General features: G+C 46.6%; 19 protein-coding genes. 10 read left to right on the top strand and 9 right to left on the bottom strand.

What is annotated here, in order from left to right; translation table 11 throughout:
• Window positions 1-24: 24 nt before the first annotated feature.
• From HGH47_RS09020 to HGH47_RS09010, 3 genes are all read right to left on the bottom strand, one after another.
• Window positions 25-423 (bottom strand): putative toxin-antitoxin system toxin component, PIN family, encoded by a 399-nt coding sequence (locus HGH47_RS09020; protein WP_044013167.1) that lies wholly within the window; start codon window positions 421-423, stop codon window positions 25-27.
• On the bottom strand, window positions 420-668 hold the full coding sequence (locus HGH47_RS09015; protein ID WP_044013163.1) for an AbrB/MazE/SpoVT family DNA-binding domain-containing protein: 249 nt from the start codon (window positions 666-668) through the stop codon (window positions 420-422). The genes HGH47_RS09020 and HGH47_RS09015 overlap by 4 nt, the downstream gene beginning before the upstream one ends.
• A gap of 104 nt (window positions 669-772) precedes the next feature.
• Window positions 773-994 (bottom strand): hypothetical protein, encoded by a 222-nt coding sequence (locus HGH47_RS09010; RefSeq protein ID WP_432911891.1) that lies wholly within the window; start codon window positions 992-994, stop codon window positions 773-775.
• Between the two features lie 148 nt (window positions 995-1,142).
• Here HGH47_RS09010 and ileS point away from each other — a divergent pair, with 148 nt between their 5' ends.
• Window positions 1,143-4,427 (top strand): isoleucine--tRNA ligase, encoded by a 3,285-nt coding sequence (gene ileS / locus HGH47_RS09005; RefSeq protein ID WP_432911888.1) that lies wholly within the window; start codon window positions 1,143-1,145, stop codon window positions 4,425-4,427.
• Between the two features lie 116 nt (window positions 4,428-4,543).
• Here ileS and HGH47_RS09000 read toward each other — a convergent pair whose 3' ends face one another.
• On the bottom strand, window positions 4,544-6,208 hold the full coding sequence (locus HGH47_RS09000) for a Na/Pi cotransporter family protein (protein WP_212566477.1): 1,665 nt from the start codon (window positions 6,206-6,208) through the stop codon (window positions 4,544-4,546).
• 124 nt (window positions 6,209-6,332) lie between these two features.
• On the opposite strand from HGH47_RS09000, the gene HGH47_RS08995 reads away from it, so the two are divergent.
• Complete coding sequence (locus HGH47_RS08995; protein WP_432911906.1) at window positions 6,333-6,572, top strand: hypothetical protein; 240 nt, start codon at window positions 6,333-6,335, stop codon at window positions 6,570-6,572.
• 3 nt (window positions 6,573-6,575) lie between these two features.
• Window positions 6,576-7,247 (top strand): hypothetical protein, encoded by a 672-nt coding sequence (locus HGH47_RS08990; RefSeq protein ID WP_432911884.1) that lies wholly within the window; start codon window positions 6,576-6,578, stop codon window positions 7,245-7,247.
• A gap of 41 nt (window positions 7,248-7,288) precedes the next feature.
• Here HGH47_RS08990 and HGH47_RS08985 read toward each other — a convergent pair whose 3' ends face one another.
• The 5 genes from HGH47_RS08985 to HGH47_RS08965 form a co-directional block, all read right to left on the bottom strand.
• Window positions 7,289-8,029 (bottom strand): flagellar filament outer layer protein FlaA, encoded by a 741-nt coding sequence (locus HGH47_RS08985; protein ID WP_432911881.1) that lies wholly within the window; start codon window positions 8,027-8,029, stop codon window positions 7,289-7,291.
• Window positions 8,029-8,766: a flagellar filament outer layer protein FlaA gene (locus HGH47_RS08980; protein ID WP_212566480.1), complete on the bottom strand. Its 738-nt coding sequence runs from the start codon at window positions 8,764-8,766 to the stop codon at window positions 8,029-8,031. Before HGH47_RS08980 ends, HGH47_RS08985 begins: the two co-directional genes overlap by 1 nt.
• A 209-nt stretch (window positions 8,767-8,975) precedes the next feature.
• Entirely contained in the window at window positions 8,976-9,599 is a 624-nt protein-coding gene (locus HGH47_RS08975) for a hypothetical protein (RefSeq protein WP_212566481.1), read from the bottom strand.
• 177 nt (window positions 9,600-9,776) lie between these two features.
• Window positions 9,777-10,001 carry a hypothetical protein gene (locus HGH47_RS08970; protein ID WP_212566482.1) on the bottom strand — a complete coding sequence of 75 codons (225 nt, stop codon included), beginning with the start codon at window positions 9,999-10,001 and terminating at the stop codon, window positions 9,777-9,779.
• Between the two features lie 878 nt (window positions 10,002-10,879).
• The gene (locus HGH47_RS08965; RefSeq protein ID WP_432911903.1) at window positions 10,880-13,477 is read right to left on the bottom strand and encodes a UvrD-helicase domain-containing protein; all 2,598 of its coding nucleotides are present in this window, start codon (window positions 13,475-13,477) and stop codon (window positions 10,880-10,882) included.
• Window positions 13,478-13,813: 336 nt separating this feature from the next.
• Between HGH47_RS08965 and murQ the strand changes: the two genes are divergently transcribed.
• From murQ to priA, 7 genes are all read left to right on the top strand, one after another.
• A complete protein-coding gene (gene murQ / locus HGH47_RS08960) occupies window positions 13,814-14,725 on the top strand; it encodes an N-acetylmuramic acid 6-phosphate etherase (RefSeq protein ID WP_432911876.1) in 912 nt (303 codons plus the stop codon).
• A gap of 45 nt (window positions 14,726-14,770) precedes the next feature.
• Window positions 14,771-15,688, top strand: a complete 918-nt coding sequence (locus HGH47_RS08955; protein ID WP_432911873.1) for an N-acetylglucosamine kinase — start codon at window positions 14,771-14,773, stop codon at window positions 15,686-15,688.
• A 119-nt stretch (window positions 15,689-15,807) separates the two neighbouring features.
• The gene (locus HGH47_RS08950) at window positions 15,808-19,611 is read left to right on the top strand and encodes an InlB B-repeat-containing protein (RefSeq protein WP_432911870.1); all 3,804 of its coding nucleotides are present in this window, start codon (window positions 15,808-15,810) and stop codon (window positions 19,609-19,611) included.
• 217 nt (window positions 19,612-19,828) lie between these two features.
• Complete coding sequence (locus HGH47_RS08945) at window positions 19,829-20,911, top strand: AAA family ATPase (RefSeq protein WP_253674923.1); 1,083 nt, start codon at window positions 19,829-19,831, stop codon at window positions 20,909-20,911.
• Complete coding sequence (locus HGH47_RS08940) at window positions 20,908-21,414, top strand: hypothetical protein (RefSeq protein WP_253674924.1); 507 nt, start codon at window positions 20,908-20,910, stop codon at window positions 21,412-21,414. The genes HGH47_RS08945 and HGH47_RS08940 overlap by 4 nt, the downstream gene beginning before the upstream one ends.
• 470 nt (window positions 21,415-21,884) lie before the next feature.
• Complete coding sequence (locus tag HGH47_RS08935; RefSeq protein WP_371922036.1) at window positions 21,885-22,739, top strand: uracil-DNA glycosylase; 855 nt, start codon at window positions 21,885-21,887, stop codon at window positions 22,737-22,739.
• Between the two features lie 3 nt (window positions 22,740-22,742).
• Window positions 22,743-24,743, top strand: a complete 2,001-nt coding sequence (gene priA, locus HGH47_RS08930) for a replication restart helicase PriA (RefSeq protein WP_432911865.1) — start codon at window positions 22,743-22,745, stop codon at window positions 24,741-24,743.
• The last annotated feature ends 25 nt before the right edge of the window (window positions 24,744-24,768 follow it).

Raw genomic sequence — 24,768 nt, 5'->3', positions numbered from 1 at the left:
TGTATACACGACCCTTGCGCTATCTTAAATCAATTCAAAATACGCTGCCGGTGTAAAGATGAGTGGTTTATCAATTTTTATATCTTCAAAATCCTTATCACCTGTGATTAAAATATCCGAATCGGATAAAATTGCAGATACAAGAACCGGTAAATCTTTTATATCTCGAATTTCCGGATATTTCTTTTCATCGATTTTTTCGGGAGTCTTAAATTCTTCAAACCTGATTCCATTAAAAAAAATATTCAACTGTTCTTTTTTTAATGGAAATTTCTTTTCAAAAACTTCTTTACATTCGTCCTTTATGTATGAAGCAATTATTACCGTGTGCTTTTCAATTAAATGAGAAAAAACCTTAGCAACTTTAGCATTGGGAAAAAGTATCGCAGAAATAATGATATTGGTATCTACGAAAACTCTCAACGTGTTTTCCTTAATTCTTTGATGTATGCAACAACATCATCTTCCGTTTGAAAGCCTTCTTTTTCTGCCTCTCCTCGCATTTGAGTTTGAATATTTGACAAAGTTATTTGAGAAGCATTTGCAATATACACTTTTCCTTTGCTTTCTTCAAAAAAAACTTTATCACCGCTTTTTAACCCAAGCATATCTCGTATTACAAGAGGAATAGTGATCTGCCCTTTCGATGTTACTTTTGCCAGTTCCATAAAACATCTCCTTACTTTCCTTACTTGTACTATATACTAACGGAGGAAATGCCGTCAAGGGACTGTTCAGCGGAAGGGCAGAGACGGATATCCCCTATCAGGTGCTATACATCCGTGTACAGCACCTGATAACAAGTTTGACGAAACGTCAAACTCGTTGCTGAGCAGAACCACGTCCATCCGTGGACGTTTTGCAGAAAAAGAACAGCAGGAAGGCTTTGCAGTGAAGCGGAAAAACCTGCCTCCGATGATGCAGGAACGGGAAAAAGATTGGAGCCGGAGACCGGTTTTTGCGGAAGCAAAAAGCCGCCCAAAAAGCCGCCCAAAAAGCCGCCCAAATATTGACATAACAACACAAAAAATTGAAACTAGTAAGAATAAATAGATGTGCGTTTTAGTGAAAGAGGGGCATTTCTAAAGATTGAGTTTTTAGAGATTCCGGATAACGCCTTTTATAGACAAGGAGTATGAGGTATGTATACACCGGTTGATCCTAAGGTGGATTTTCCGAAACAGGAAGAAGCGGTTTTGCGCTTTTGGGAAGACCACGACGTTTTTAAGAAGTCTGTTGCGCAGCGTGAGGGGGCTGATGAGTACGTGTTTTTTGACGGCCCGCCCTTTGCAACGGGGCTGCCGCATTTTGGGCATTTTGTGCCGAGTACGATTAAGGATATTATTCCGCGTTATCAGACGATGAAGGGGAAAAAGGTTGAGCGGCGGTTTGGATGGGACTGTCATGGGCTGCCGGTAGAAAACTTGATCGAAAAAGAGCTGGGGCTGAACTCGAAGACTGACATTGAAAAGTACGGTATTGCCAAGTTTAATGAGGCGTGCCGGGCGAGTGTGCTGCGGTATGTGAAGGAGTGGCGGCATACGATTAATCGGCTGGGGCGCTGGGTTGACTTTGATAACGATTATAAGACGATGGAACCCGCGTATATGGAGTCGATCTGGTGGGTGATGAAGCAGCTGTGGGAGAAGGGGCTCTTGTATGAGGGGCATTATATTCTGCCGTATTGCCCGCGCTGTTCCACGGTACTTTCCAATCATGAGCTGAATCTCGGCGGTTATAAGGATGTACACGATCCTGCGATTACCATCCGCTTTAAGGCGCGGTATACGGTTGCGGGTACCCCTGCGGCAAAAACTTTTGCTGCGGAGCCGCTTCCGCCGAATACCTATCTTTTGGCGTGGACAACCACCCCGTGGACACTGCCGAGCAACCTTGGGCTTGCACTCGGCGCGGATATAGACTACGTGCTGGTTGCCGATGAGGGGGAGCACTATATTCTTGCCGAATCCCGTCTTGCTGCGTACTACCGCGAACCGGAAAAATGCACCGTTATATGGAAGAAAAAGGGCGCAGAGCTGCAAGGTATCTGCTATGAGCCGCTTTTCCCGTATTTTGCGAATTTGACCGTAAAAGAGGACGGCAGTTCCGATGATGCAGGACGGGGTGCGTTCCAAACTTTAATCGGCGACTTTGTTTCTACGGAAGACGGTACCGGTATTGTTCATACGGCGCCGGGATTTGGTGAAGAGGATAGCACGTTATTTAAAGGCAGCGGAATACCGATGATCTGCCCGGTAGATGCTGAATGTAAGTTTACGGCGGAGGTTCCGGACTATCAGGGGCGCTTTGTAAAAGATACTGATAAAGATATTATGGAGCGGTTGAAGGCTGAGCGGAAACTGGTGAAACGGGATCAAATTCTGCACGCCTATCCGCACTGCTGGCGCTGTTCCAGCCCGCTCATTTACCGTGCCGTCAGCAGCTGGTTTGTTTCGGTGGAAAAGGTAAAGGACGCGATGCTGCGGGCGAATAGCAAAATCAACTGGCAGCCTGCTCATATCAAAGAGGGACGCTTTGGAAAGTGGCTTGAAGGCGCCCGCGACTGGGCAATCAGCCGGAACCGGTACTGGGGAAATCCGCTGCCGATCTGGAAGTGTTCCAATCCCGACTGCGGACACTCCCTCTGTGTGGGAAGCCGCGATGAGCTGAAAGCATTGAGCGGTGTTTATCCGGAAGACTTGCACAAGCACTTTGTTGACAAGATTACCATACCGTGTAAGCAGTGCGGCAAAACGATGTACCGTGTTCCGGAAGTGCTGGACTGCTGGTTTGAGTCCGGTTCGATGCCGTATGCGCAAGTGCACTATCCCTTTGAAAATAAAAAATACTTTGAAGAGCACTTCCCCGCTCATTTTATTTCCGAAGGGCTGGATCAAACCCGCGGGTGGTTCTATACGCTGACTGTTTTGGCGGCTGCGCTGTTCGACCGCCCTGCCTTTGAAAACTGTATTGTCAATGGGCTGGTGCTGGCAACCGACGGGAAAAAGATGTCTAAGTCGCTGCGGAACTATACCGATCCCAATGAGGTTGTCCGGCAGTTCGGGGCGGATGCGCTGCGCTTGTTCCTGATGCACTCAAACGTGGTTAAGGCGGAGGATTTGAAATACTCCGATGACGGTGTGCGCGATATTCTGAAAGGTATTTTAATTCCGCTGTGGAACAGCTACAGCTTCTACGTGACGTATGCGAACATCGACGGTGTCACGCCGCCTGCCTATGCGAAACTCGACGGCACGGATACCCATATCGCCGCCTTTGTGAAAGAGCTGAACAATCCGCTTGACCGCTGGATTCTCTCCGTAACTGAAAAGCTTGTGTTTGATGTAACGGCGGCGTTGGACGATTACGACCTTACGAAGGCGATTGACCCGATTGTTGCATATATCGATCAGCTGAACAACTGGTATATCCGCCGCTCCCGCCGCCGCTTCTGGAAGAGCGAAAACGACGGCGATAAGGCGCAAGCCTACGAGACCTTGTACCGCGCGCTCAAGAAGTTTGCACTGGTCGCGGCTCCGGTCGTACCGTTTATCACCGAATCGATTTGGCAAAACTTGAGAACAGCGGATGATCCTCTTTCCGTACACTTGGCGGATTATCCCGTCTATGCGGAAGCGGCGCGGGATACCGAGCTTGAGTTTAAGATGGAGACGGTGCAAAAAGCCGTGTCGATGGGACGGGCGCTCCGGTATCAGTTCAATTTGAAAATCCGCCAGCCGCTCAAAGCTGTGGAAATTGTTACGAAGAACCAGCAGGAGAAGTCGGTCTTACGCGAAATGGAAAGCAGCATTATGGAAGAGCTGAATGTGAAAGAGGTTATCTTCCACGACAAAGAGGATGAGCTGGTTGAGTATTCCGCCAAGGCGAATTTTAAGGTACTGGGAAAAGAACTCGGCGCAAAGATGAAAACCGCAGCGGCTCAAATTGAGAAGCTCTCGTCTGCGGAGATCGAAAGCCTCTTTGACGGCGCAACCTTGAGCATTGATGTGGAGGGGCAAGCTGTTGAGCTGACTTCCGACAAGGTAATACTGAACCGCATTGAAAAGGCGAATCTCAAGGTGCTGAACGAAGGGACGCTGACGGTTGCGCTTAACACGCAGGTAACCGAGGAGCTGCTGTTGGAAGGTTATATCCGCGACCTCGTCCGCGCGGTGCAGAACTTGCGGAAGGAGTCCGGGCTTGAAGTAACCGACCGGATTACGCTTTCTGTTTCCGGCACTGATACGGACGGGAAGCACCTCTTGCAAAAAGCGTTCGAGGCAAACAAGGACTACCTGATGAATGAGACCTTGGCTGTCGAGGCGGTCTTTAGGGCCGAGCTGCCTGCAGGAAAGACTGCTGCCGAGCTTGACATGGGCGATGGGCTTTGCTGGCACATCGCGCTGGAGAAGGCGGCTGGAGTGTAGGGGAGCGTGGTGCTGGGTATAAGGTGATAGAGCCGAGTGCCTAGTATCCGCCATGCAGAAAAGGGCAGCCGTTTGAAATAGTGCAAGCGGCTGCCCTTTTTTGATGTTCCCAATTGTTACATCGTTTTGCTGAGCGTTTCGGAAATACTGAACGCGCAGTCTCCGACCTTTTCAATTGTCCGCACCATATCGATATACAAAAGTTCCGCCTTAACATTGCCGCCTTCTTCCAGACGGTTCCGCGCAAGTTTTTTGAGGTTGCTGCGCATTGCATCGATAGTTTGTTCCATTTCATCGGCAAGCGCCAATTGATCCTGTGCCAACGGTTTATTCAAGTGATCGTGTACAAAATGAATAAATTGATTAACGACGCCGAGATAGGGCAAAAGCTTATCCATATCTTCTTTCGGAATATTGAGCTTTTTCTTTTTGCTCTTTTCGATGTGTAGTCCTAATTCATAAATATGATCGGTCATGTTTTCGAGATTATCGACGATAGTCAACATCAGCCGTACATTGTGCTCCGCTTTAACACTGAGCGACAGACGGGAGGTTGCAATCAAGAAGCGGGATAACTCTTCCTGCATTTGATCTGCATAGTCTTCTTGCTGTACGAGCTGTTCAATGACGGCTTCAACGGAGCCTTTGTGATCGTCTTCCAGCAGGGGGCGGATTGTGTCAAACATCTTTCGTACAACCGTAGACATTACACTGATTTCGCGTTCGGCTTGCAGAATGTAAGCTTCAATGTTCTCTTTAATTGCCGTTTCGTTCGGCATAACCAGTTGATACCGTTCCGGTGATTCGTCTCCTTTGTCTTTGACAAGCCATTCTACGAAGCGCGCAATATATGAAACAAAGGGGAGCGCAATCAAAGTATTCAGGATGTTGAACAGCGAGTGGAAGAGTGCAAGCCGGATGGTGATATCTGCAAGTCTGCTGCCTTCAGGCGTTAAACGATACAACAGTGCGAGTGATGGTTTAAAAAAGATTAAAAATAAAAGTGCGCCGCATACGTTAAACAGTACGTGCACCATAGCTGTTCTGCGCGCGTTGAGCTTGCTGCCGATTGCTGCGACAACTGCGTCGATTGTCGAACCGACGTTACTGCCGAGTACGCTTGCCGCAGCGAATTCCATACCGATAACGTTGCCATAAGCCATGGTCAAAATAATAGCGGTGGTTGCCGACGAGGAGTGTAACACAACCGTTAAAACAAAACCTGCAACAAAACCGATTATAATGCTGTATATACTGCCATCGGCAGCTAACGATAAAAACGAAAGGTTATCGGCGGAAATATCCGGCATCAGGGAAGAAAGAATGCCGAGTCCCGTGAAGAGGAGCCCAAAGCCCATGATGCCTTCGCCCAAGCTTTCCTGACGGAACTTTTTGAAGAAGGTAAGAAAAAAGCCGATACCGAATGCCGGAATGGCAATTTCGGCAAGCTTGAGCTGGAAGCCGACCAACGCGACAATCCATGCGGTAACCGTAGTACCGATATTGGCGCCGAATATAACGCCGATTGCCTGTGTCAATGAGAGAAGCCCCGCATTGACGAAAGAGACGGTCATAACGGTGGTTGCGCCTGATGATTGAACAATAGCAGTAACTGCAAAACCGGTAATGACGGCAAGAACCCGATTACCGGTCATCATATTGAGGATTCGGTGAAGGCTTCCTCCGGCACTTTTCTGAATACCTTCGCTCATCAGTTTCATGCCGTATAGAATGAAGCCGAGGCTCCCCAATGCTTGTAGCAATATTACAACTATTTTCATGCCGACAGCATAACAAAAGGTAATGTCTTTTGCAATGACACAAGCAGTTGATTTTAGGAGAAGATTTTTGGACACCCTCATCTCTCTCTTGTGCGAGTTAAAAAAAAACTGCTATAGTGTCGATATGACGCTCTATGAATATTATATGATATTTCCCGATGGCGATACACAGGAAGTTTCCGATGAACTTATGGTCGGTTCTCTGTACGACATCAACGGGAATCGATTAATGCCGCCGCTCCCGACAAATAAGATGATTGTGTATCAGGTATGCGGAAAACGCACCCGTGAAGAAAGGGGTATTGTTACAATTTATTACATATTGGAACAGTTGGATGCTGCAGAATTACGTGCATACGTCTAACGAATGATCAACACCTATAATGAAACACACCTGCACCGCACCCTAAAAGACTTGTACAGTAGTGACAGCTCCGTGCAGGAAACATCGATAGCAGGTTTTATCTGTGATATTTACGATACAGGGCGGATAATAGAAATACAAACCTCCAAACTTTCCGCTCTACGGGTTAAATTGGAAAAGCTTTTGCCGCGGTATCCTATTCAGATTGTCTATCCCATCATAGAAAATGCCTATATACTGATGCTCAATGCAGACGGCTCTAAGCGCAGCTGCCGTAAAAGTCCTAAGCACGGTAATTCCTATCAGATTTTCAGAGAGCTGTTAGGGATTGTTCACTGTCTTGATAATCCAAATCTTACGATACAAATTCTGTATATCGATTGTGAAGTTATCAAAATTGATGATAAGAAGGGGCGAAGCAGATATAAAAGACCGCGTATTATTGATAAAAAGCTGTTAAAGATACATCGAGAAGAGGAATTTCACGGTATCAATAGCTTGATCGCGACATTTATGGCAAAGCTGCCTGATGTATTTATTAGCGCCGATGTAAGGAAATTAGGCGCCGGTGTATACGCATCATATCTCCTATCGTTTTTAAAAAAATGTCAAAAAATAGCTTTTTATACGAAAGCGGGGCGCTATCATGTGTATAAAAAAACCGGTATCGAATAGATACCGGTTTTCAATCGATTGATACGAGTTAGAACAACGGTTTACCAGCTGTCTTTCATATCGTCATCATCGCGCATATCGACTTCATAAAGGTCGGTAACGGCACGAAGATCATCGAAATAGATGTAGTAATTTCCATAAGCTTCCCACGGATTGCATTCAATGCGGAAACCTACAACCTTTAAGCCCATGCTTGTTCCATAGTGATAATCTTTTTGTACAATTCCCGTTCCTGCTGCATTCTGGGGAGGAACTGCAATGGTCATCAGCTTCCATCCTGCATGGTTCAGCTTCCCTACATAGAGTTCAAAGCGCTGTCCCATATAGTCTTCAAGGATGAGCTTTAAAACGTGCGGATAGCTTCTTCCGACAACCCAAACGCTGACGGTTTTCGTAATGCCTTCGACCGGAATCGGTTTGACGGCACGGACTTCAAAGCTATTATAACCGCGGCGATAGAAAGACACCTTTGTACCATAAACTTTGCTATCGGGTAAATTAAGGTTCTCTTCTTCCGGAATCGGCTTCTTTTGCTTGGGAGCGCCATCAAATAAACGTCCTTGAATAACACCCTCATCCGAGGACATGGAACACGTCCAAGAACCTTCATTTTCAAACTTATCGACCGATACTTCTTTTAAACGCTGTTCTGCAGATTCAACACCGATACGAGAAGGATCTGCTTGATCCAAGGATGATGCATCGCGTGTGTTCTCTTGGGCAAATGCAAACAACGATAGCGCTGATAATAATGCTAAGATGGTAACATATTTTTTTGTCATTATTTTCCGCCCTCCTTATTTGAATCGGCATCTCCAAACTGAGCCTTTTCTAACTCATATCCGTCATAAGAAGGTATACGAGTATTGGTTAATGCCTTGAATTCATCAAAGAAAACATAAAAGTCATCAACGTTCTCTGTAGGCTGAGTGCGGATTCTAAATGCGACAAAGCTCATATATTTAAGCTGTGATAAATAGCGTGACCGCTGTTGAATATTCGTGGGAACGGTAACCGCTAAATTTCTCCATCCATGGTAATTTAATGTTCCGACCGGTAATGTATGTATCCGTCCGTTGCAATCGCGTACCAGAATTTCGAGGTCATACGCATAGCCTGCACCCCAGACCCAAAGATCGAATCTCTGAACAATCCCTTTTAAGGGAATTTCATAAGGAGCGGCATCATCGCCGGAACCTTTCGTCGGATAAACATCGACCCAGTTATCGCCCTGGCGGTTAAATTTAAACTGCATTCCTAAAAATTTGTATTCTTTATCGGAATCGGATTGCATAACCCGCAGAGCATTCGGCATTCCGTCAAAATACTTTAAGATAGGATAACCTTCAGTGATAAATTTACTTCCAATACCATTCCATGCTATCTCTGATGATTCGGGGGAGTCAAAAGTCTCCACCATATACGTTTGATAATTAACACCGCTATCCTGCGCTGCCAATGGAGTACAAACGACTGCAAACATCAGAACAAAGACCGTAATAACAACGCCTTGTTTCATTCACAACTCCTTTTATTTCCGCCGATATTCTAAGAAATCATACCCATTATAGTCTGAAAAGAAAACTTTGTCAAACAACTCGGTAATCCTCAAACCTGAAATAATGGAGCATCAATTCCGCAGCGGATGAAGAACTCTGCCTACAGTATCGGCAGAGTAGGTAAAATATACAAGGGGTAGACGCTTTTTTTGCATTTTTTGTCCGCTTGTTAACCGGCGTTTCCCTTTCGGTATAGTATAAAGTGGAGTACCGTACCGATTAAAGCAAGCCCTGCTAAAATCGAACCGTAGATTATTGGGTCCCCTTTAAAATAATAAAGCCCCAGCGCAAAAGTGCCCAACATAAGGATCCCCATAAATAGAAGGAAGCAGAGTGTACAAGCAACGGCATAGTAGAAAGTAATTTCGGCGCAAAAATGTAAGAGTGCATCCAGAATAAAAAGAGCGCTTGTATACAGAATGATGCAAAGTACGATGGGCATAATGCGGAGATGCGTACTTGCAAGAAATAATTGCTGATATATTTTTACGGTAAATAGACCAAACAGCGCTGCCGGAATCGGCAAAACGTTAAAACCGGAAAAGATCAGCGCAATCAATAGTACAATGCAAAAGGGAATAAAGGTATCCACAAAAAAGGAGTAAAAAAAATAACTTCCTAACGAACCGATATAGCGATCCGTTTTTGCAGAAAAAAAAGACACAATCAGTAAGAACAGCGTTGTCGCTGCAATACCGACAAAAAACATAAAGATATGCTTATTTTTTTCTTCTAATTGAAAGGCATAAGAGAAAAAAATGAGCGGAATACAAAATAATAGTAAAACAGCCATATCCCATTAGAATATCATAAAATGATACGATAGACAACGCTCATTTTTAACACAAACCTAGGGGCGACGGAATACTAGAGGCTTTCCTCTAGAACAGGGAACCATCCAAAATATCCTATAACTCGAACAATCCCCTATTCATTTTTTCGGTAATATAATGTTACACCACCGCTCCTCTTACGGATGGCGTGCAGCGACTCCTTTTTCGATCAATGATATAAACTGATCTTCATACCAATCTTGGGAATAAGGTACATGTTGGCGGACAATCGGCCGAATTTTTGCTTCGATGGTGTCCTTGCAGGCTTCGCAAATATCATATTCGCGGATATGCCAATAGGTTCTTCCGGCTATAGGATTAACCAATTCTTTTTTGCAAATGTCGCAATGTAAAGTTTTCATAACGATGCTCTCCTAATAATAAAGCTTGTATGCAAAAGCATACCGTATATTCGTTTTTTTGTCGAGATAATCGAGCAAATGCATCAGATGATTTTCTAACTATTCCCGCAGAATCAACAACCCCGACGCTTGCGTCGGGGTATGTTGTTCTCATAAAGTGGTTGCAGTCGGCTTTAATACCCTTTGTTACGACGCAGAGCGTCGGGGTATTAAATCCTCCGCACGAATAAAGAAACTATTCGGCCGGAGTTGAACCTCTTGCGGTTCAAATGGCCTCATAGTCCCTTTATTCTGCGATTTTAATTTATCTATCTGATGCGTTTACCCTTCGTATAAAAGAAACTTTCCGTCAGCCTTTTGCCGTAAGCCTTTTGAAATAGACTGTCCGGAAGTGTACATCCGTGTACACTTCCGGACGCGAGTTTTTGCATCGCAAAAACATCGCCTTTGCGTAGAACCACCGTCCTCCATGGCGCTGTTGAGCAGTGTACTTCCGTGTGCACTGCTCAACGACGAGATTTGACCGGAGCTCAAATCTCGCTACTGCGTGGAACCACGCCCGTCCTTGGGCGTTCTGATATGTTGAGCATTTTCATAAGCGGCACGGATGCCGCTGGTTTAAACAGAAGCGATATTTCGGCAAAGCCGAAACTCGCCATGAAAAGTGTACACGGATGTACACTTTTAATGATGCGACGCAGTAGATATGCCGTATATTTGCAAAAGGGCGCTTTCGAAAAAAAACTTCCGTAAGCTTTTGCAAAGAGACGGTGCAGATACAAGGCGCGAGCAAAAATAAAGCGGAGACGTACTTGCTGTACGTTGAGCATTTATTTTTGCGCAGTAACGCAGTAGATGCGCCGTATATTTGCAAAAGACTAGTCGACCCGAAAAAGTTGAGATCTTTGATACACAGGGAAAAAGCGTTTTTGGCTGCCGTTTTCGAACTGTACGGTAATCACCAACTCGCCGCCGCTTTGCCTTGACTGTACGACATAGCCGTAGCCGTAGTCATCATGATAGAGCCGCTGTCCGCACTTCCACAATGCGGCTTCCTCATCGGCAGGGGTACTTGAGCCGGATATGGACTGCCCTATCACGTCGATAAGGTTGCTGTCGATTTCCGCTAAAAAGCGGCTCGGTTCCATAAATGAAAGCTTCCCGTACATCCGCCGTGCCGCGCAGCTGGTCATATACAGCGCATCCTGTGCACGGGTACAGGCAACATACATCAGCCGCCGTTCCTCTTCCATATCTTCGGCGCTTTCGTCATTGCGTGGAAAAATACCGTTTTCAAGACCGGTGATAATTACATTGCGGAACTCAAGTCCTTTTGTGTTGTGCATGGTGATAAGCTGCACGGCATCGGCTCCTGCTTCGGTTTCCGCAAGGCTGCGATCCAGTTCGATATGCTCTAAAAAGGAAGTCAGTCCGGCAGTTGAGCAGGGGTATAGCGAGGCGGTATTGGCAAGTTCCTGCAGGTTCGCTGTTTTCTGCGTGCCCATCACCTCGTCTTGATTCCGGTGAAAGACGCCTAAACCTGTTTGCTCAATAACAGCCAGTACAAAGGCAGCGAGCCGCTCGCCCTGCTGTCCGTGTTTTTGCATAACTGCCTGTTCAGAGGTGTTGGTGTTTCTGGTGCTGCCGGTTGGAACATCAGACCGCAGGCTGTTAGCGTGTGCGTCGGTATCCACTGCCGTGTCAAACGCCGCAGTGCCGGTGGCATTCGCAGTATCAAAGACGGTATCGGGATTCGCAGAATCGTATTCGGCAAGAAGGCTGCGGAGTGAATGCAGTGTGTTTAAAAACTCCTGCAATGCCGCGCCTGCTTTTTTAGATATCGGGAGCTTTGCCCCTGCGCCGCGCAGTACGGTAATATAGTCGGCTCCTTGTTGCGGCTGCTGTTGCGGTGTACCTTCTGCTTGTTGTTGCGAGGGCAGGGGAGTGGGCACTTGCAGTTGGGACAGCTCCGGCTGTACTTGTTTCTGCAGAGGCTGGGCAGCGGTATCTTGTAATTGGGCAAACTCCGGTTGCAGCAATTGCGCGGAGCTGTTTTGCAGTTGAGTGAACTCCTGTTGTGCATCTTCGTTATCTTGTTCCGGTGAACTGTCGAATGCCGATGAACCTGCCTTTGCCGCTTTTCCTACATTTTCATGTGTATCTGTATGTGCGGATAAGCGTGCAAATGCAGCGCGGGCATACGCGACCAGTTTATTCTGTGTGGTTTCGCCGATTCCCCGCGCGGGTTTATTCACCATACGGCGGAAGGCAATTTCGTCGCGTCCGTTTGCGATGAGTGCTAAAAGGGCAAGCGCATCCTTAATTTCCTCGCGTTCGTAGAACTTGAGCGTACCGACTACCTTGTGCGGAATTTTTTCGTGTAAGAATGAAGTTTCAAAGTTGAGCGATTGCGCATTGGTGCGATACAAAATTGCCCAGTCTGAGTACGAACCGCCCTCCTGCACCGCCTTTTTGATGAGCTGTACACAGAGTTCCGCCTCCGCGTCTTGAGACGGTAGGTAATAAAGGCAGGGCTTTTGTCCGCCGGTTCCGCGCGCTGCAATCAGCGTTTTACCGAGCCGTCCCTCATTGCGGGACACAATAGAACCGGCAACTTGCAGGATAGGTTCATACGAACGGTAGTTCCGCACCAGCCGGATAATCTTTGTGTGCGGAAATTGACGGTCAAAGGTGAGGATGTTCTGCACTTCAGCGCCGCGGAATCGGTAAATGGACTGATCATCATCACCGACAACACAGACATACGTATCTTCGCCGGTTAATTCCCGCAGCAGCCGGAATTGTGCATCATTTGAATCCTGATACTCATCCACAAGAATCACTGTAAAACGTCTATGCAGCTGCTGCGCAATAGCGGTATGATCTTGTAGCAACTGGACCGGCAGCATAATCAGGTCGCCGAAGTCGGCATTCCCCGTTTCGCGGAGCCGCTGTTGATACGCACGGTAGATTTCCGCAAACTCCGGTGCGGGGTCGATTGCGGCAAGTTGCGGGCTATCGGGTAGAAGGCAATAATCTTTTGCACGGGAGATTTTCCGTATAAAGCGCTGCGCCTCCTGCTTATTCAGTTGAGGCAGCGCCTTCATCAACAGCGTTACCGAATCATCATCATCGTAAATCGTAAAATTGGGAGAAAGTCCCGCCCATTCGGCATACCGGCGCAGCATCCACGCACCGAAAGAGTGAAAGGTGCGGATACTCGACCTGGCTGCGCGTTCATCCAGTACCCGTGCCCGTTCCGCCATTTCCCGCGCAGCTTTGTTGGTAAAAGTAACTGCCAAAATCGATTCAGGGCGCACACACTGTTCTGCAATAAGCCACGCAATTTTTGTGGTAATAACCCGTGTCTTCCCAGAACCCGCGCCTGCCAAAATCAACAGCGGCGAGCCGGTATGACACACCGCTTCAACTTGTTCAGGATTTAAAACCGATAAATAGTTACACGTTTCTTCCATATATAATTTTACCATAGAATACGCGCTCTTAATGATGGAAACCTTTAAAAACTGATTCGCAATCCGCACGAGCGGATACGATAAATCATTTCTTTACAGAACAAGCCGATAGACTTGCGGTTTTTAGAAGATACCATGATATCTAAGAGCTATAGTTTTAAAGATAACTTATTGTATGAGTTTATCGAGGGCTTGGCTAGGGGAAAGAAAGGTATAATTTCGGCAGTCACAATCAACAGTTTCGATGCTCTGCGTCGAGACTGTTGATTTCTGCTACACAAAAACTGAAGATTGAGCTAAAATCAGCAAGATGTTTTTTGCTTACAGGAGATAGCAATGAAAGAAATTCCCGTAACGGAGCAGCGCAATCCTGCTTCGTATCAAATTGACATAAAAAGTACGGCAGAAATTTTAACGATTATCAATAATGAAGATAAAAAAGTTCCCGAGGCGGTTTCGCAAGCGATTCCTCAGTTGACGCGGCTGGTCGATTGCGCGGTTGAGGTATTTAAAAAGGGCGGACGGCTGTTTTACCTCGGTGCGGGAACTTCCGGCCGTTTGGGGGTGTTGGACGCCTCAGAATGTCCGCCCACCTACGGCGTGTCCCCCGATATGGTGCAGGGCTTTATCGCAGGCGGCGATGCCGCGCTCCGCCGTTCCATCGAAGGCGCCGAGGATGATGAAAACCACGGTATCGATCAGCTGCGCAGTGCGGGTTTTTCGGCGTCAGATATGTTGGTCGGCATTACCGCCTCCGGTTCCGCCCCTTATGTGCTGGGAGCGCTCCGGTATGCCCGTTCGCTCGGCAGCCCGACCGGTGCAATAAGCTGCAATAAAGATTCACGCACCTTCGAGCTTGCCGATTATCCCATTTATCTGCCGGTCGGGCCTGAAATCGTTACCGGCTCCACTCGGATGAAGTCGGGCACTGCGCAAAAGCTTGCGCTGAATATGATTACCACCACAGCGATGATTCGGCTGGGGAAGGTATATAATAACTTTATGATCGATTTGATGCCGGTAAACGCAAAGCTGGTGGCACGGTCGAAGCGGCTGATTAGCGAGATTACCGGATGCGGGGAGGCTCATGCCGCACAGATATTTGAGGATTCCGGCCGGAAGATACGGACGGCGGTGATTATGGCTTCGCTTGAGGTATCGAAAGAGGAAGCCGAAACGCTGCTTAAGCAGGGGAATGGCAATATCAACAATGCGCTCGATGCGTATAAACACGGGCAGCGAAGGTAAACAGCCTATTGTGTGGCATATTAACAGCGAGGAGTTCGGTAAATAATGAAGCGCTTATTTTTTGGAATCGATGGAGGGGGAACACAGTCTCGGCTCGGTATCTGTGATGGAACCGATCAGCTGCTTGCGCAGGTAAAGGGCGGCTCTACCAACCGGTACGCGGTAGGGTTCGACGCTGCCTGCAACAATATCCGCGAGTTGATTCAAAAATTAAAAACCGAAAGCGGTATCGATGTGCAGGACTGCGCCGCAGGCTGCTTTGCTTCCGCCGGTATGAGCACGGAGCAAGAAACCGAAGATTTCCGCCGTTTTTTTACCGGCGAAGGAATCCGGTGCCCCTTGTATCTCTGCAATGATGCGCTTGCGGCGCTTGCTGGCGGCACCGGAACAGCGGAAGGCATTATCGTGGTGAGCGGTACCGGCTCCATTGCCGCCGGATTGAACAAGACCGGTAAAACCGCCCGCGCCGGCGGACTTGGGCATTTAATTGGAGATGAAGGTTCCGGCTTTAAGATAGGATTGGACGGGATTAAAGCTGCCGCCGCCGCTCTGGAGCGCCGCGGAGTGCGCACCATATTGGCGCCAATGCTGTTTGAACATTACGGCGTTAATACCATACGGGAATTGTTCCCCTTTTTGTACACAAACTTTGATAAATCGCGGGTGGCCTCTTTTTCGCCCTGTGTATTTCAGGCGGCGCAGCAATCGGATGCAGTTGCCGCACGTATTCTGGAAACTGCCGCTCAAGACCTCTCACTCCTTGCTCGCAGCGTATACGGCGCCCTCTTCGACGGAGCAGAGGCGAAACTGGTATTCTCCGGCGGCATTTTAGAGCATCAAGTCTCATTCGCAAAGCTGACCGCCGCCTATATCGCTGATGCTTTGCCGCAGGTGCGGATTATCCGCCGCCGGTTTGAGCCGGTAGTCGGCGCATGTATTCTTGCCCGTCTGGGCAGGCAGTGAACTTTCGCGTCAAGCGCAGTGGAAACATTGTAAATATTTGCCTTTCTTTTTTGCTCAATATGATGTAAAATGCAAAAATAGTGCTTTTATCGCCGTTTTGAATTCTGTCGGGGTTTTAAATGAAAAAAGTTATGCGAGGCGTTATTCTTTCAACTCTGGCTCTTTGCCTTTCCATTGCCTGTAAAAACTACACGGCAGATATAGAGGAGTATTTAAGCTATTGGTCAACCGAAGCATCTATCGCAGGTTATAAGTTTGATACGGTAGCTCAAACCGATGCTGAAGGTACGCAATGCGTTCCCTCTAAGGCAGCTGTAACGGTTACATTTTCCCTGCGCAATCCTAAAAACTTTCATTTTAGGATGCCGGGAGATTCCGATGGCCCTGCCGATATTATCACCTTTCCGCAAACTCAAAATACATCCGATAAAAGAGCTGCTGCACCTCAATCCGGCAAAGATTATCAGTTCGAGAAAATTTCAAATACCGAGCTGAAGCTTACCTATACTCCTGCCTTTTTACAAAAGTATGAATGGGGCAAGGGGAATATAACTCCTTCTATTAAGCTCTATACCACGGACGGCAGAGTATTCAAACAAACCGTCCCGTTTAAGCTCAAAGTAAATACTCCTCCTCCGGCTATTGACAAATGTGTTATTGCACAGACAACAACCGCTTCGCCTTCCGAAACTTCTTATTACGTCCTGTGCTTGCAACTGCCGAGTATCGAAATGGAAAAATTGTGCGGCAACAAACTTTTGCATGGAGATATTGTCGGCATTGAAATTGGCGGCTCACTGTATCCTCTTTCGGTTGACGGCGCTCAGAAACAGCTGAAAGTACAAGACGGCGGTCCGTTTATCGGTAAAGATAAAGTAACAAAATTAGCGCCCCCCAATGAGGAAGCTATTCCTGCTGATTGGGTGCTGTATTTTAAAACCGATGTTAAAGTAATGCCCGGTAGTGCAAAACAAGACTATACGATTAGATTGAAGGACGAAAAAGGACTGTATTCAAAATCGGTTACGGCAAGGACTCAGTTAAATGAGCCGCAACAGGCGCAAGTTACTGTCATTACGGGGACAAAGATAGATTCTCTTTCGGGTGACGGAACTGCACAGAATCAGGCGATTGTCATAAAAGCTGCCGCTTTAGCGCCGGAAGCTCAAATTACGCTCAGTGTTTCCGCTACAGGCGTAAGGATTCATTATACGCTGACGGAGGTAGGGCAGGCACCGACACCTGAGCAGGCGGGAACTTCTCCCGTTACCGTAGATATGCCGTTACACGGAGCAAGCGAAAAACAGTATGCATTAACCTATCATACAGCCGGAGTAGGATTTAAGCCGAGCGCTTCTAAAACGGTGTACTATAAAGTCTTAAAGGAACATACGGTAACCTTTAATTCCAAAGGCGGAGGCGAGGTTCCTGCTCAAATGGTACTCTATGGTTTTAAAATTTCGCCAATACCCGCCGCACCGACTGCTCCGGCGGGATATACGTTCCGCAACTGGTGCAAAGACGATGCCTGTACAACTGCATGGGATTTCGCTTCCGGTACGGTAACATCCGACATTACCCTCTATGCAAAATGGGATCCAGAGGGAGGTGTATCGTACACGGTACAGCACTATCAGCAAAATATTGATGATGATGATTACACGATTGTTTTCGGTGATACTCAAACATTGCACGGTACTACGGGGACACTGACAACGGCTACGGCAAATGGCTATGCCGGTTTTGAGCCGCTCCCCATTAAGCAAAAAACGATTACCGGAGACGGAAATACGGTTGTTGAAGTCAAATATAAGAGGAAGCGCATTACCGTAACCTTTAAGCTCGCGGGCGGAAATATCAGCGGTAGTACGGCTGATGTTACGAGAAATGGTAAATTCGGTGCAGCGTTTACCGCGCCTGTACCGACCAGACAAGGCTATACCTTTAACGGCTGGAATCCTACACTGCCTGCATCGCTCGTATTCCCTGCAGCAAATGCGGAATACACGGCGCGGTGGACGCCAAAGACCTATATCGTAACATTTAAAGTAGACGGAGGACAGGGCGGAAAACTTATAGGTTTATATGACACCCAATATGACACAGCAAGCGGCACGGAGCACAAACAATTTACCGATGTTCCCTACAATAGTGAGGTAAGATTTAACGCACAACCGGCTCTCGGCTATGAAGTAGATAGCTGGACGGGTGCGGTTCCTGATTCCGGCAATAATAACAATGCTTCTCTAACGGTGCAGAATAACGTAACCGTTATCGTCAAGTTTAAGGCTGTTGGAGGTCAGAGTCCGGCAATAACCACGTGGGAAGCCTTACGGAAAGCAGTTCAAGAAGCTTCCGACGGTGCCGTTATCGAAATAGCAAACGATATTACGTATGAATGGACCATCATGGAATCTACAATAAAGGTAAAAGAGAATATCACCGTAAAATCAACCGAGGGCAATAGGTATACTTTGAATGCACATGGTACCGGAGCTGATGGAGGGACTGCTGGGACAAAGATTAAAGGTATTTTTGAGGTGGATAGCGGTAAGACCTTAACGCTTGAAAGCGTAATCCTAACCAAGACCGAAAAATATGCCGTCTATGTTGATGATAATAGTTCCCTTACAATGAAGAATGTAACGATTAAGGACTGTAAGACCCAATATAATGCAGCCGGTATTTACTTTAATAAAGGCAAAGATTTAATACTCGAAAACTGTAGAATAGAAAAGTGTAAAGGAAAAAGCAGCCTGTCATCCGGCGGTATCAATATTCAAGAGCCGAAAGGAACGGTGAGCATAAAAGATACGACTATTGAAAACTGTGAAGCAGAAGCTAACGGGGGAGGTATCAATCTGTATAACGGTAATAACGTCCAATGTAAGTTGGAAAATGTAACTGTTAATAACTGTAGTGCACTGAGAGGAGGCGGTCTGCACGTTAAAGCGGGAACTCTTACTATATCGAGAGGTTCTTTTACAAAGAATTCAGCGAGCGGTGTAATTGCGAACGGCGGGGGTGGAGCTATTTATAACGGAGGTTCCACGATTACTATAACAGAATGTACCATCGGCGACGACGATACAAGCAAAGGGAACTATGCGGTACAGGGTGGTGGTATATTCGTCAATTCGGAGGCTAAATGTATCTTAAAAGCAGGTACAAAAATTAGCGGTAACACTGCTATGCAGATAGGAGCAGACGTTGGTAACGGTGGCGGTATTTTTGTAGATAAAGATTCAGGCGATATTAAACTCGGTACATTAACTATCAATGAGGCTAGTGAGAAACCTGTTATCATCTCTAAAAATACGGCTGATTACGGCGGGGGCGTGTATAACCGTGGAACGGCAGCTATTAACCATGCTGAGATAAAGGATAACAACGTACAATACTACGGTGGCGGAATGGTTAATGCAGGAACGTGTACGATGGACAGTGTTAGGATAGAGAATAATGAAGCTTCTAACCAGAATAGCAACGTTGGAAATGGAGGCGGTATCTATAGCGATAAAGAGCTTACGCTTAAAGATACTACCGTTATCGGCAACACTGCCAAAAGGGACGGAGGGGCTATATATATTGACGATTCGGTCTTCAATATGTCGGGTTCTACGGTTATTAATGTTGAACCAAGCGGAGGAGCCACTGGTCCAAGCAAGAATGACATATATTTGACGAATACTGCCTTTATCACGCTGACCGCTGAGCTAACTGCTACGGAAAAAGTTGCACGTATTACGTTAAATAGTACGAACGGCGGCTATCAAAACAACCGAGAAATAGTGAAGGGCGATTCCAGTTTTACTATTCCATCAGGCTACGAAAATAAATTTACGATAACGGATAAAATAGGCAGCCAGCCCCATTGGAAGCTTATTTCTCAAAACCATGTATTGAAGCTTAGGCTGAAATAGGCTTCTCTTGTATGTAATAGGTGATATTCACTACTTCTTTGCATTTTCTTGCAATTCCGTGTATAGTATCCGCAAATATGGTAGGGTAATCACATTAGGCCGTTTTTTTACTAGCCACGTAAAATAATTGAGGCTTACAATTGACGTATAAAAAAATATATAGTATAGTTTTATTAGTTCTGAAAAATGGAACTAATAAGACAGAAGGACTATTATTATGGTTGTAATGAACTTGGAGCTTAACAATCTCTTCGGGTTTCAAGATTTTAAAGTCAATTTTTCGTATCCCAAAAAATTAGTAAAATCCACTATCGAAAATGAATATTTGGAAACAAAGCCGAATTTTCGTTATAAAAAAGTTAATATTCTTATGGGAGCGAACGCTTCCGGAAAAACATCTCTCGGTAAAGCGCTCGTTGATATTTTTAATTTTCTTTCAAAAAAAAATATAAAATCATTTGACGATAATTTTTTAGATGAAAAAAGCGAAGCATATTTTTCTATCGATTTTTTAGTCGATGATAACGTTTTATACAGAGCTGTCTGCACATTTCTGCCCGAAAAAATAGTTTCACTTGATGTTTTTTCTTCCGAAATAGCAGTTAACGATTCGTATGAAACGTGTGTAAAAAAACTCCAAAAATTACACGGAGAAGATAATATTGAAAAATTAGAAAAGCTACCTCAGTTTGGGTGGCTATTTACATTTCCTAGAGATGAGAAAAGCTCATCCTTACTCAAGGATAATGCCAATATATTGGATTTGGATATTTTAAATGCGGTTTTGCAGACGCTTGATACCTCTATTACAAAGGTTTTAAAGAGTATGGAAGTTGATAAAAGCTATATTATAAAAAGTAAAACCGGCGATCTCTTTGTACAAAACGGGGAAGTTGTTGATAAGAATTTTTTATCAAGCGGAACGAAAGCCGGTTTGGATATAGCTTTTCTTATTAGCGCTTTATACGAAGGTACGCATGGCTTTTATTATTGTGATGAACAATTTTCATTTATACAAAGCGATATTGAACAATCTGTTTTAAGCTTAATGATTTCTTTATTAAAACCGAATACGCAATTATTTTTTACGACACATAATACAGATATTTTGGAAATGAATTTGCCTATACATTCGTTTATATTTCTAAGAAAAAATGACAAGATAGAAGTCGTTCACCCCGAAGAAAAAATAAAAAAAAATAACATATCTTTAAGAAATATTGTAAAAAATGATGTACTCGATATCTCTCCGGATATAAATAAAATTCTTTCAATCGAATATCTTAATGAGGATCGGTGATTATGGCAGCCGGTACAGTGTGTTTTTATTTGGTTGAAGGTCAAATGGAAGAAAAAGCCGTAAAGATATTAAAAGGAAAATATATCTTATCGGGAAAAGTGAGCGTCTTACATCAACGGAAAATAAGTAATACACTTTTACGGCTTATACCTCGGGAGTCTAAAGTTATTATAGTTTTTGATACGGATGCCGCTGATACGGAGCATACACTTTATGAAAATCTGAATATGCTTCAGCGGGAAAACATCGAGACGGTTTTAATTCCTCAAGTAAATAATTTTGAAGATGAAATCATATATGCAACTTCAATCAAAAATATAAAAGAATTGCTCAACAGTAAATCAAACAGTGATTTTAAAAGCGATTTTTTAAAGGAGAAAAATTGCTTAAAAAAACTGGAAGATAAAGATTTTGATATATATAAATTCTGGTCGAGAACCGCCGACAAAAGCTCTTCTTTCAGTAAATATGAAAATAGGTCAAATAAAATAAAAAAATTGTAACTATCCAGCACTAAAAAATAAAATCATTTAAGGGGCACGGAAATCAATTTTTTCCCAACTGTATCTAAAAAGCGTAAAATACTACAGTTTCCGTATGAGGTTAGAAGAATAGGAAGGCGCAACTTATCAGTGGTTTTTCTTTGCATTTTCTTGCAATTCCGTGTATAATGCCCGCAAATATGGTAGGGTAATCACATCAGGCCGTTTTTTTACTAGCCACGCAAAATAAAAAAGGTTGTTCAACCTTGTCTTTTGAAATATGCGGGCATCTTCTTCGTTGCTACGAAAAAATTAATCCTCAACGTATCAAAGATACGCCTGCGGTTAATTTTTTCTCGCGCCTCGAATCTGCTCCACCTATTTCAAAAGGCTGACGGAAGGGTTAGTCATAAAAACGGGGCATCTGCGTCATGAGTTGTACACGGATGTATAACTGCTTAACAGTCTATTTTCAAAAGGCTAACGGAAAGTTGATTATGGAAACGTGTGAAGTATTATATCGTTTTTTTAGAACCGCATCGGAATATATTGAAGGATACCGCAGCGATGCGCCGTATCCCCAATCGTTTGCATTTGCTGCAGCATCGGAGCCGGTCGCTCGAAGTTCTGCGGATTTAACGGGTGGGGACTCATCCGGCGAGGCTGTTACGCTTGCGGCACATCCCGCGGGTATCGGCAATGAACGGAGCGGCTTTTTTGCCGATGAAGATTCTCCGGCAGACAGTTCCGGCGCATCGTTCCGGTCGATGCAGGATATCTACGCTGCGGTTGCGCAGTGCTCCGCCTGCGTGTTGGGGCAAACCCGTATCCATCCGGTGGCGGGGGAAGGCCCCGAAGAGCTGTCCCGCCTGACCAACTCCGTTGAGGTGATGGTAATCGGCGAGGGGCCGGGCGCGGACGAAGACCGGCAGGGCAGACCCTTTGTCGGCAGGGCGGGGCAGCTTCTCGACAAGATGCTGGAGGCTATTCAGCTTTCGCGTAAGACCAACTGCTATATCACCAATGTGGTCAAATGCCGCCCGCCACAGAACCGCGACCCCGCGCCGGAGGAACGGAGTTGCTGCGCCGCCTTTTTGGATGCGCAAATACGGCTGCTCCGCCCTAAGATGATTCTGGTGATGGGGCGCATTGCCGCACAGCATTTGCTGCAAACCTCCGATGGTATCGGCAAGCTGCGGGGGCGTTTTTTCGACTATCAGGGGATACCGCTGATGCCGACCTATCATCCGAGTGCGCTGCTTCGGGACGAAAGCCTTAAACGCCCCGCATGGGAAGACCTCAAGCGGTTCCGCGCCCGTCTGCACGAACTTCAGGCGCAGGGCTAGTCTATGGCGCAGTGGCTTGAGCTTGTCTTTAAACTTCCATTATATCAATCGTTCTTTTACCGGAATCCTGTTGCTGCGGACGGGCAACAATCGTTGGCCGGCAGACGTGCGGCGGTTCGATTCGGCTCGCGCAAGCTCGTCGGTTTTATCGTTGCGGAACATGAAACGCTGCCGAAAAGCTGTCCTTTTGCCGAAGCCGATATAAAGCCGATCGACCGCATCATCGATGCGGAACCGCTTTTTACCGATGAACAGGCGGCGCTCGCCCGTTGGATGTCCCGCTTTTATATCTGCGCCGAGGGGGTTGCGCTGTCTGCGATGCTGCCCTCCGGTAAACGAGAAGCGGGGGAGCTGAATACCGACGGGATTGAATTCGCCGGAACCGATTTTTCCGCTTCGGCACTCACGCTTTCGGAAGAACAACGTTCCGCCGTAGAAGCGATTTCCGGCTGCACCGGCGGCGAGTTCTTCTATGTGTACGGCATTACCGGTTCGGGTAAAACCGAAGTCTTTTTACAGGCCGCTTCTCGTGCGCTTGCCGCCGGAAAATCGGTTATCTATCTTGTGCCCGAAATTACGCTGAGCCATCAGGTTGCGGAAACCGTCAAAAAGCGTTTCGGCGGCCGCTGCGCAGTGCTCCATTCGGGATTGACCGGCAGCAAGCGGCTTGCGGAATGGCGGCGTATTGCGCGGGGCGAGGCGCGAATTGTCGTCGGAGTGCGCAGCGCCATATTCGCCCCCGTCCGCGATTTGGGACTCATCATCATCGACGAGGAACACGACGGTTCGTATAAGTCAGGCTTTGCGCCCCGCTACCACGCGCGGCAGGTTGCGATGTACCTCTGCAAAAAACACGGCTGCCCGCTGGTGATGGGTTCGGCGACACCGTCGGTAGAGGCATGGCATTTGATGAAAACCGGCGCAATCCGCACCCTGCGGTTGAGCGAGCGGCTTTCCGGCGGCGCGCTGCCCCATATCCGCATCGAATCGCTGTTGCATACGGCCGGAGCGTTAAGCAATGCGCTAATCGATGAAATGCGCCACACCAAAACCCAAGGGAAACAGACCATTCTCTTTTTGAACCGCCGCGGCTTCTCTCATTTCTTTAAGTGTAAGAACTGCGGACACGAGCTCTTGTGTAAAAACTGTTCGGTGCCGCTCACCTTTCATAAAAGCGAGGGGCTGATGAAGTGCCACTACTGCGGATGGACGGCAAAGCCGCCGAGCGCTTGCCCCGAATGCGGCTCCATCGAGGCGGGCTACACGAGCATCGGTACGGAATATATTGAAGAACAGGTGCGGAAAACCTTCCCCGATTGCACCGTTCAGCGTATCGATACCGATGTGCTGCAAAAAAACAAGCAGACGGTTCACATCTTAAATAACTTTCGGGACGGCGCCGTCGATATTTTGCTCGGCACGCAGATGATTGCCAAAGGGTTAAACTTTCCCGGCGTGCGGTTGGTCGGAATTGCACTTGCCGACACCGGTTTGCAGATGCCCGACTTTAGAGCTGCCGAGCGCACCTTTTCGCTCATCATGCAGGTGGCGGGTAGGGCAGGGCGATATGTTCCGGACGGGGAAGTTATCATTCAAACCTATAATCCCTATCACCCTGCAATTGTCTGTGCGCAGCACAATGATGTGGAAGGTTTTTATACACAGGAGCTAAAGCAGCGGCATGCCTTGGAATTTCCTCCCTTTGCCCGCCTTATCCGGCTGGTGTTCCGCAGTAAAGATCAACACAAAGCGGAAGAAGCCGCTTTCGGTGCGCGGGAGCTTTTACCGAAGCTGTTTCCGCCGGATGCTGCGGAAAGTATAGAAATACTCGGCCCGTCCGACTGTATGCTTTCGCTCGTAGCGGGCAATCACCGGATGCAGCTGCTGTTGCGCGCCGAAACGCTTGCACCGATGCAAAAAGCCGTCTACCGGTTTATCACCGAATACAAAGCGGCTGTTGGTGTGTATATCGAAACGGATGTCGATCCGGTCAGTTTATTGTAAGGTAGGCATCTCTAAAAACTTGGTT

Source organism: Treponema sp. OMZ 805 (assembly GCF_050937395.1).
Taxonomy (GTDB): Bacteria; Spirochaetota; Spirochaetia; order Treponematales; family Treponemataceae; genus Treponema.
This window is presented reverse-complemented; position numbering and strand designations above follow the sequence as displayed.

What these genes read in the sequence shown, in the direction of transcription:
- HGH47_RS09015 (WP_044013163.1), bottom strand. Translation starts at nt 668, where the DNA reads ATGGAACTGGCAAAAGTAACATCGAAAGGGCAGATCACTATTCCTCTT.
- ileS (WP_432911888.1), top strand. Translation starts at nt 1,143, where the DNA reads ATGTATACACCGGTTGATCCTAAGGTGGATTTTCCGAAACAGGAAGAA.
- HGH47_RS09000 (WP_212566477.1), bottom strand. Translation starts at nt 6,208, where the DNA reads ATGAAAATAGTTGTAATATTGCTACAAGCATTGGGGAGCCTCGGCTTC.
- HGH47_RS08995 (WP_432911906.1), top strand. Translation starts at nt 6,333, where the DNA reads ATGACGCTCTATGAATATTATATGATATTTCCCGATGGCGATACACAG.
- HGH47_RS08990 (WP_432911884.1), top strand. Translation starts at nt 6,576, where the DNA reads ATGATCAACACCTATAATGAAACACACCTGCACCGCACCCTAAAAGAC.
- HGH47_RS08985 (WP_432911881.1), bottom strand. Translation starts at nt 8,029, where the DNA reads ATGACAAAAAAATATGTTACCATCTTAGCATTATTATCAGCGCTATCG.
- HGH47_RS08980 (WP_212566480.1), bottom strand. Translation starts at nt 8,766, where the DNA reads ATGAAACAAGGCGTTGTTATTACGGTCTTTGTTCTGATGTTTGCAGTC.
- HGH47_RS08975 (WP_212566481.1), bottom strand. Translation starts at nt 9,599, where the DNA reads ATGGCTGTTTTACTATTATTTTGTATTCCGCTCATTTTTTTCTCTTAT.
- HGH47_RS08970 (WP_212566482.1), bottom strand. Translation starts at nt 10,001, where the DNA reads ATGAAAACTTTACATTGCGACATTTGCAAAAAAGAATTGGTTAATCCT.
- HGH47_RS08965 (WP_432911903.1), bottom strand. Translation starts at nt 13,477, where the DNA reads ATGGAAGAAACGTGTAACTATTTATCGGTTTTAAATCCTGAACAAGTT.
- murQ (WP_432911876.1), top strand. Translation starts at nt 13,814, where the DNA reads ATGAAAGAAATTCCCGTAACGGAGCAGCGCAATCCTGCTTCGTATCAA.
- HGH47_RS08955 (WP_432911873.1), top strand. Translation starts at nt 14,771, where the DNA reads ATGAAGCGCTTATTTTTTGGAATCGATGGAGGGGGAACACAGTCTCGG.
- HGH47_RS08950 (WP_432911870.1), top strand. Translation starts at nt 15,808, where the DNA reads ATGAAAAAAGTTATGCGAGGCGTTATTCTTTCAACTCTGGCTCTTTGC.
- HGH47_RS08945 (WP_253674923.1), top strand. Translation starts at nt 19,829, where the DNA reads ATGGTTGTAATGAACTTGGAGCTTAACAATCTCTTCGGGTTTCAAGAT.
- priA (WP_432911865.1), top strand. Translation starts at nt 22,743, where the DNA reads ATGGCGCAGTGGCTTGAGCTTGTCTTTAAACTTCCATTATATCAATCG.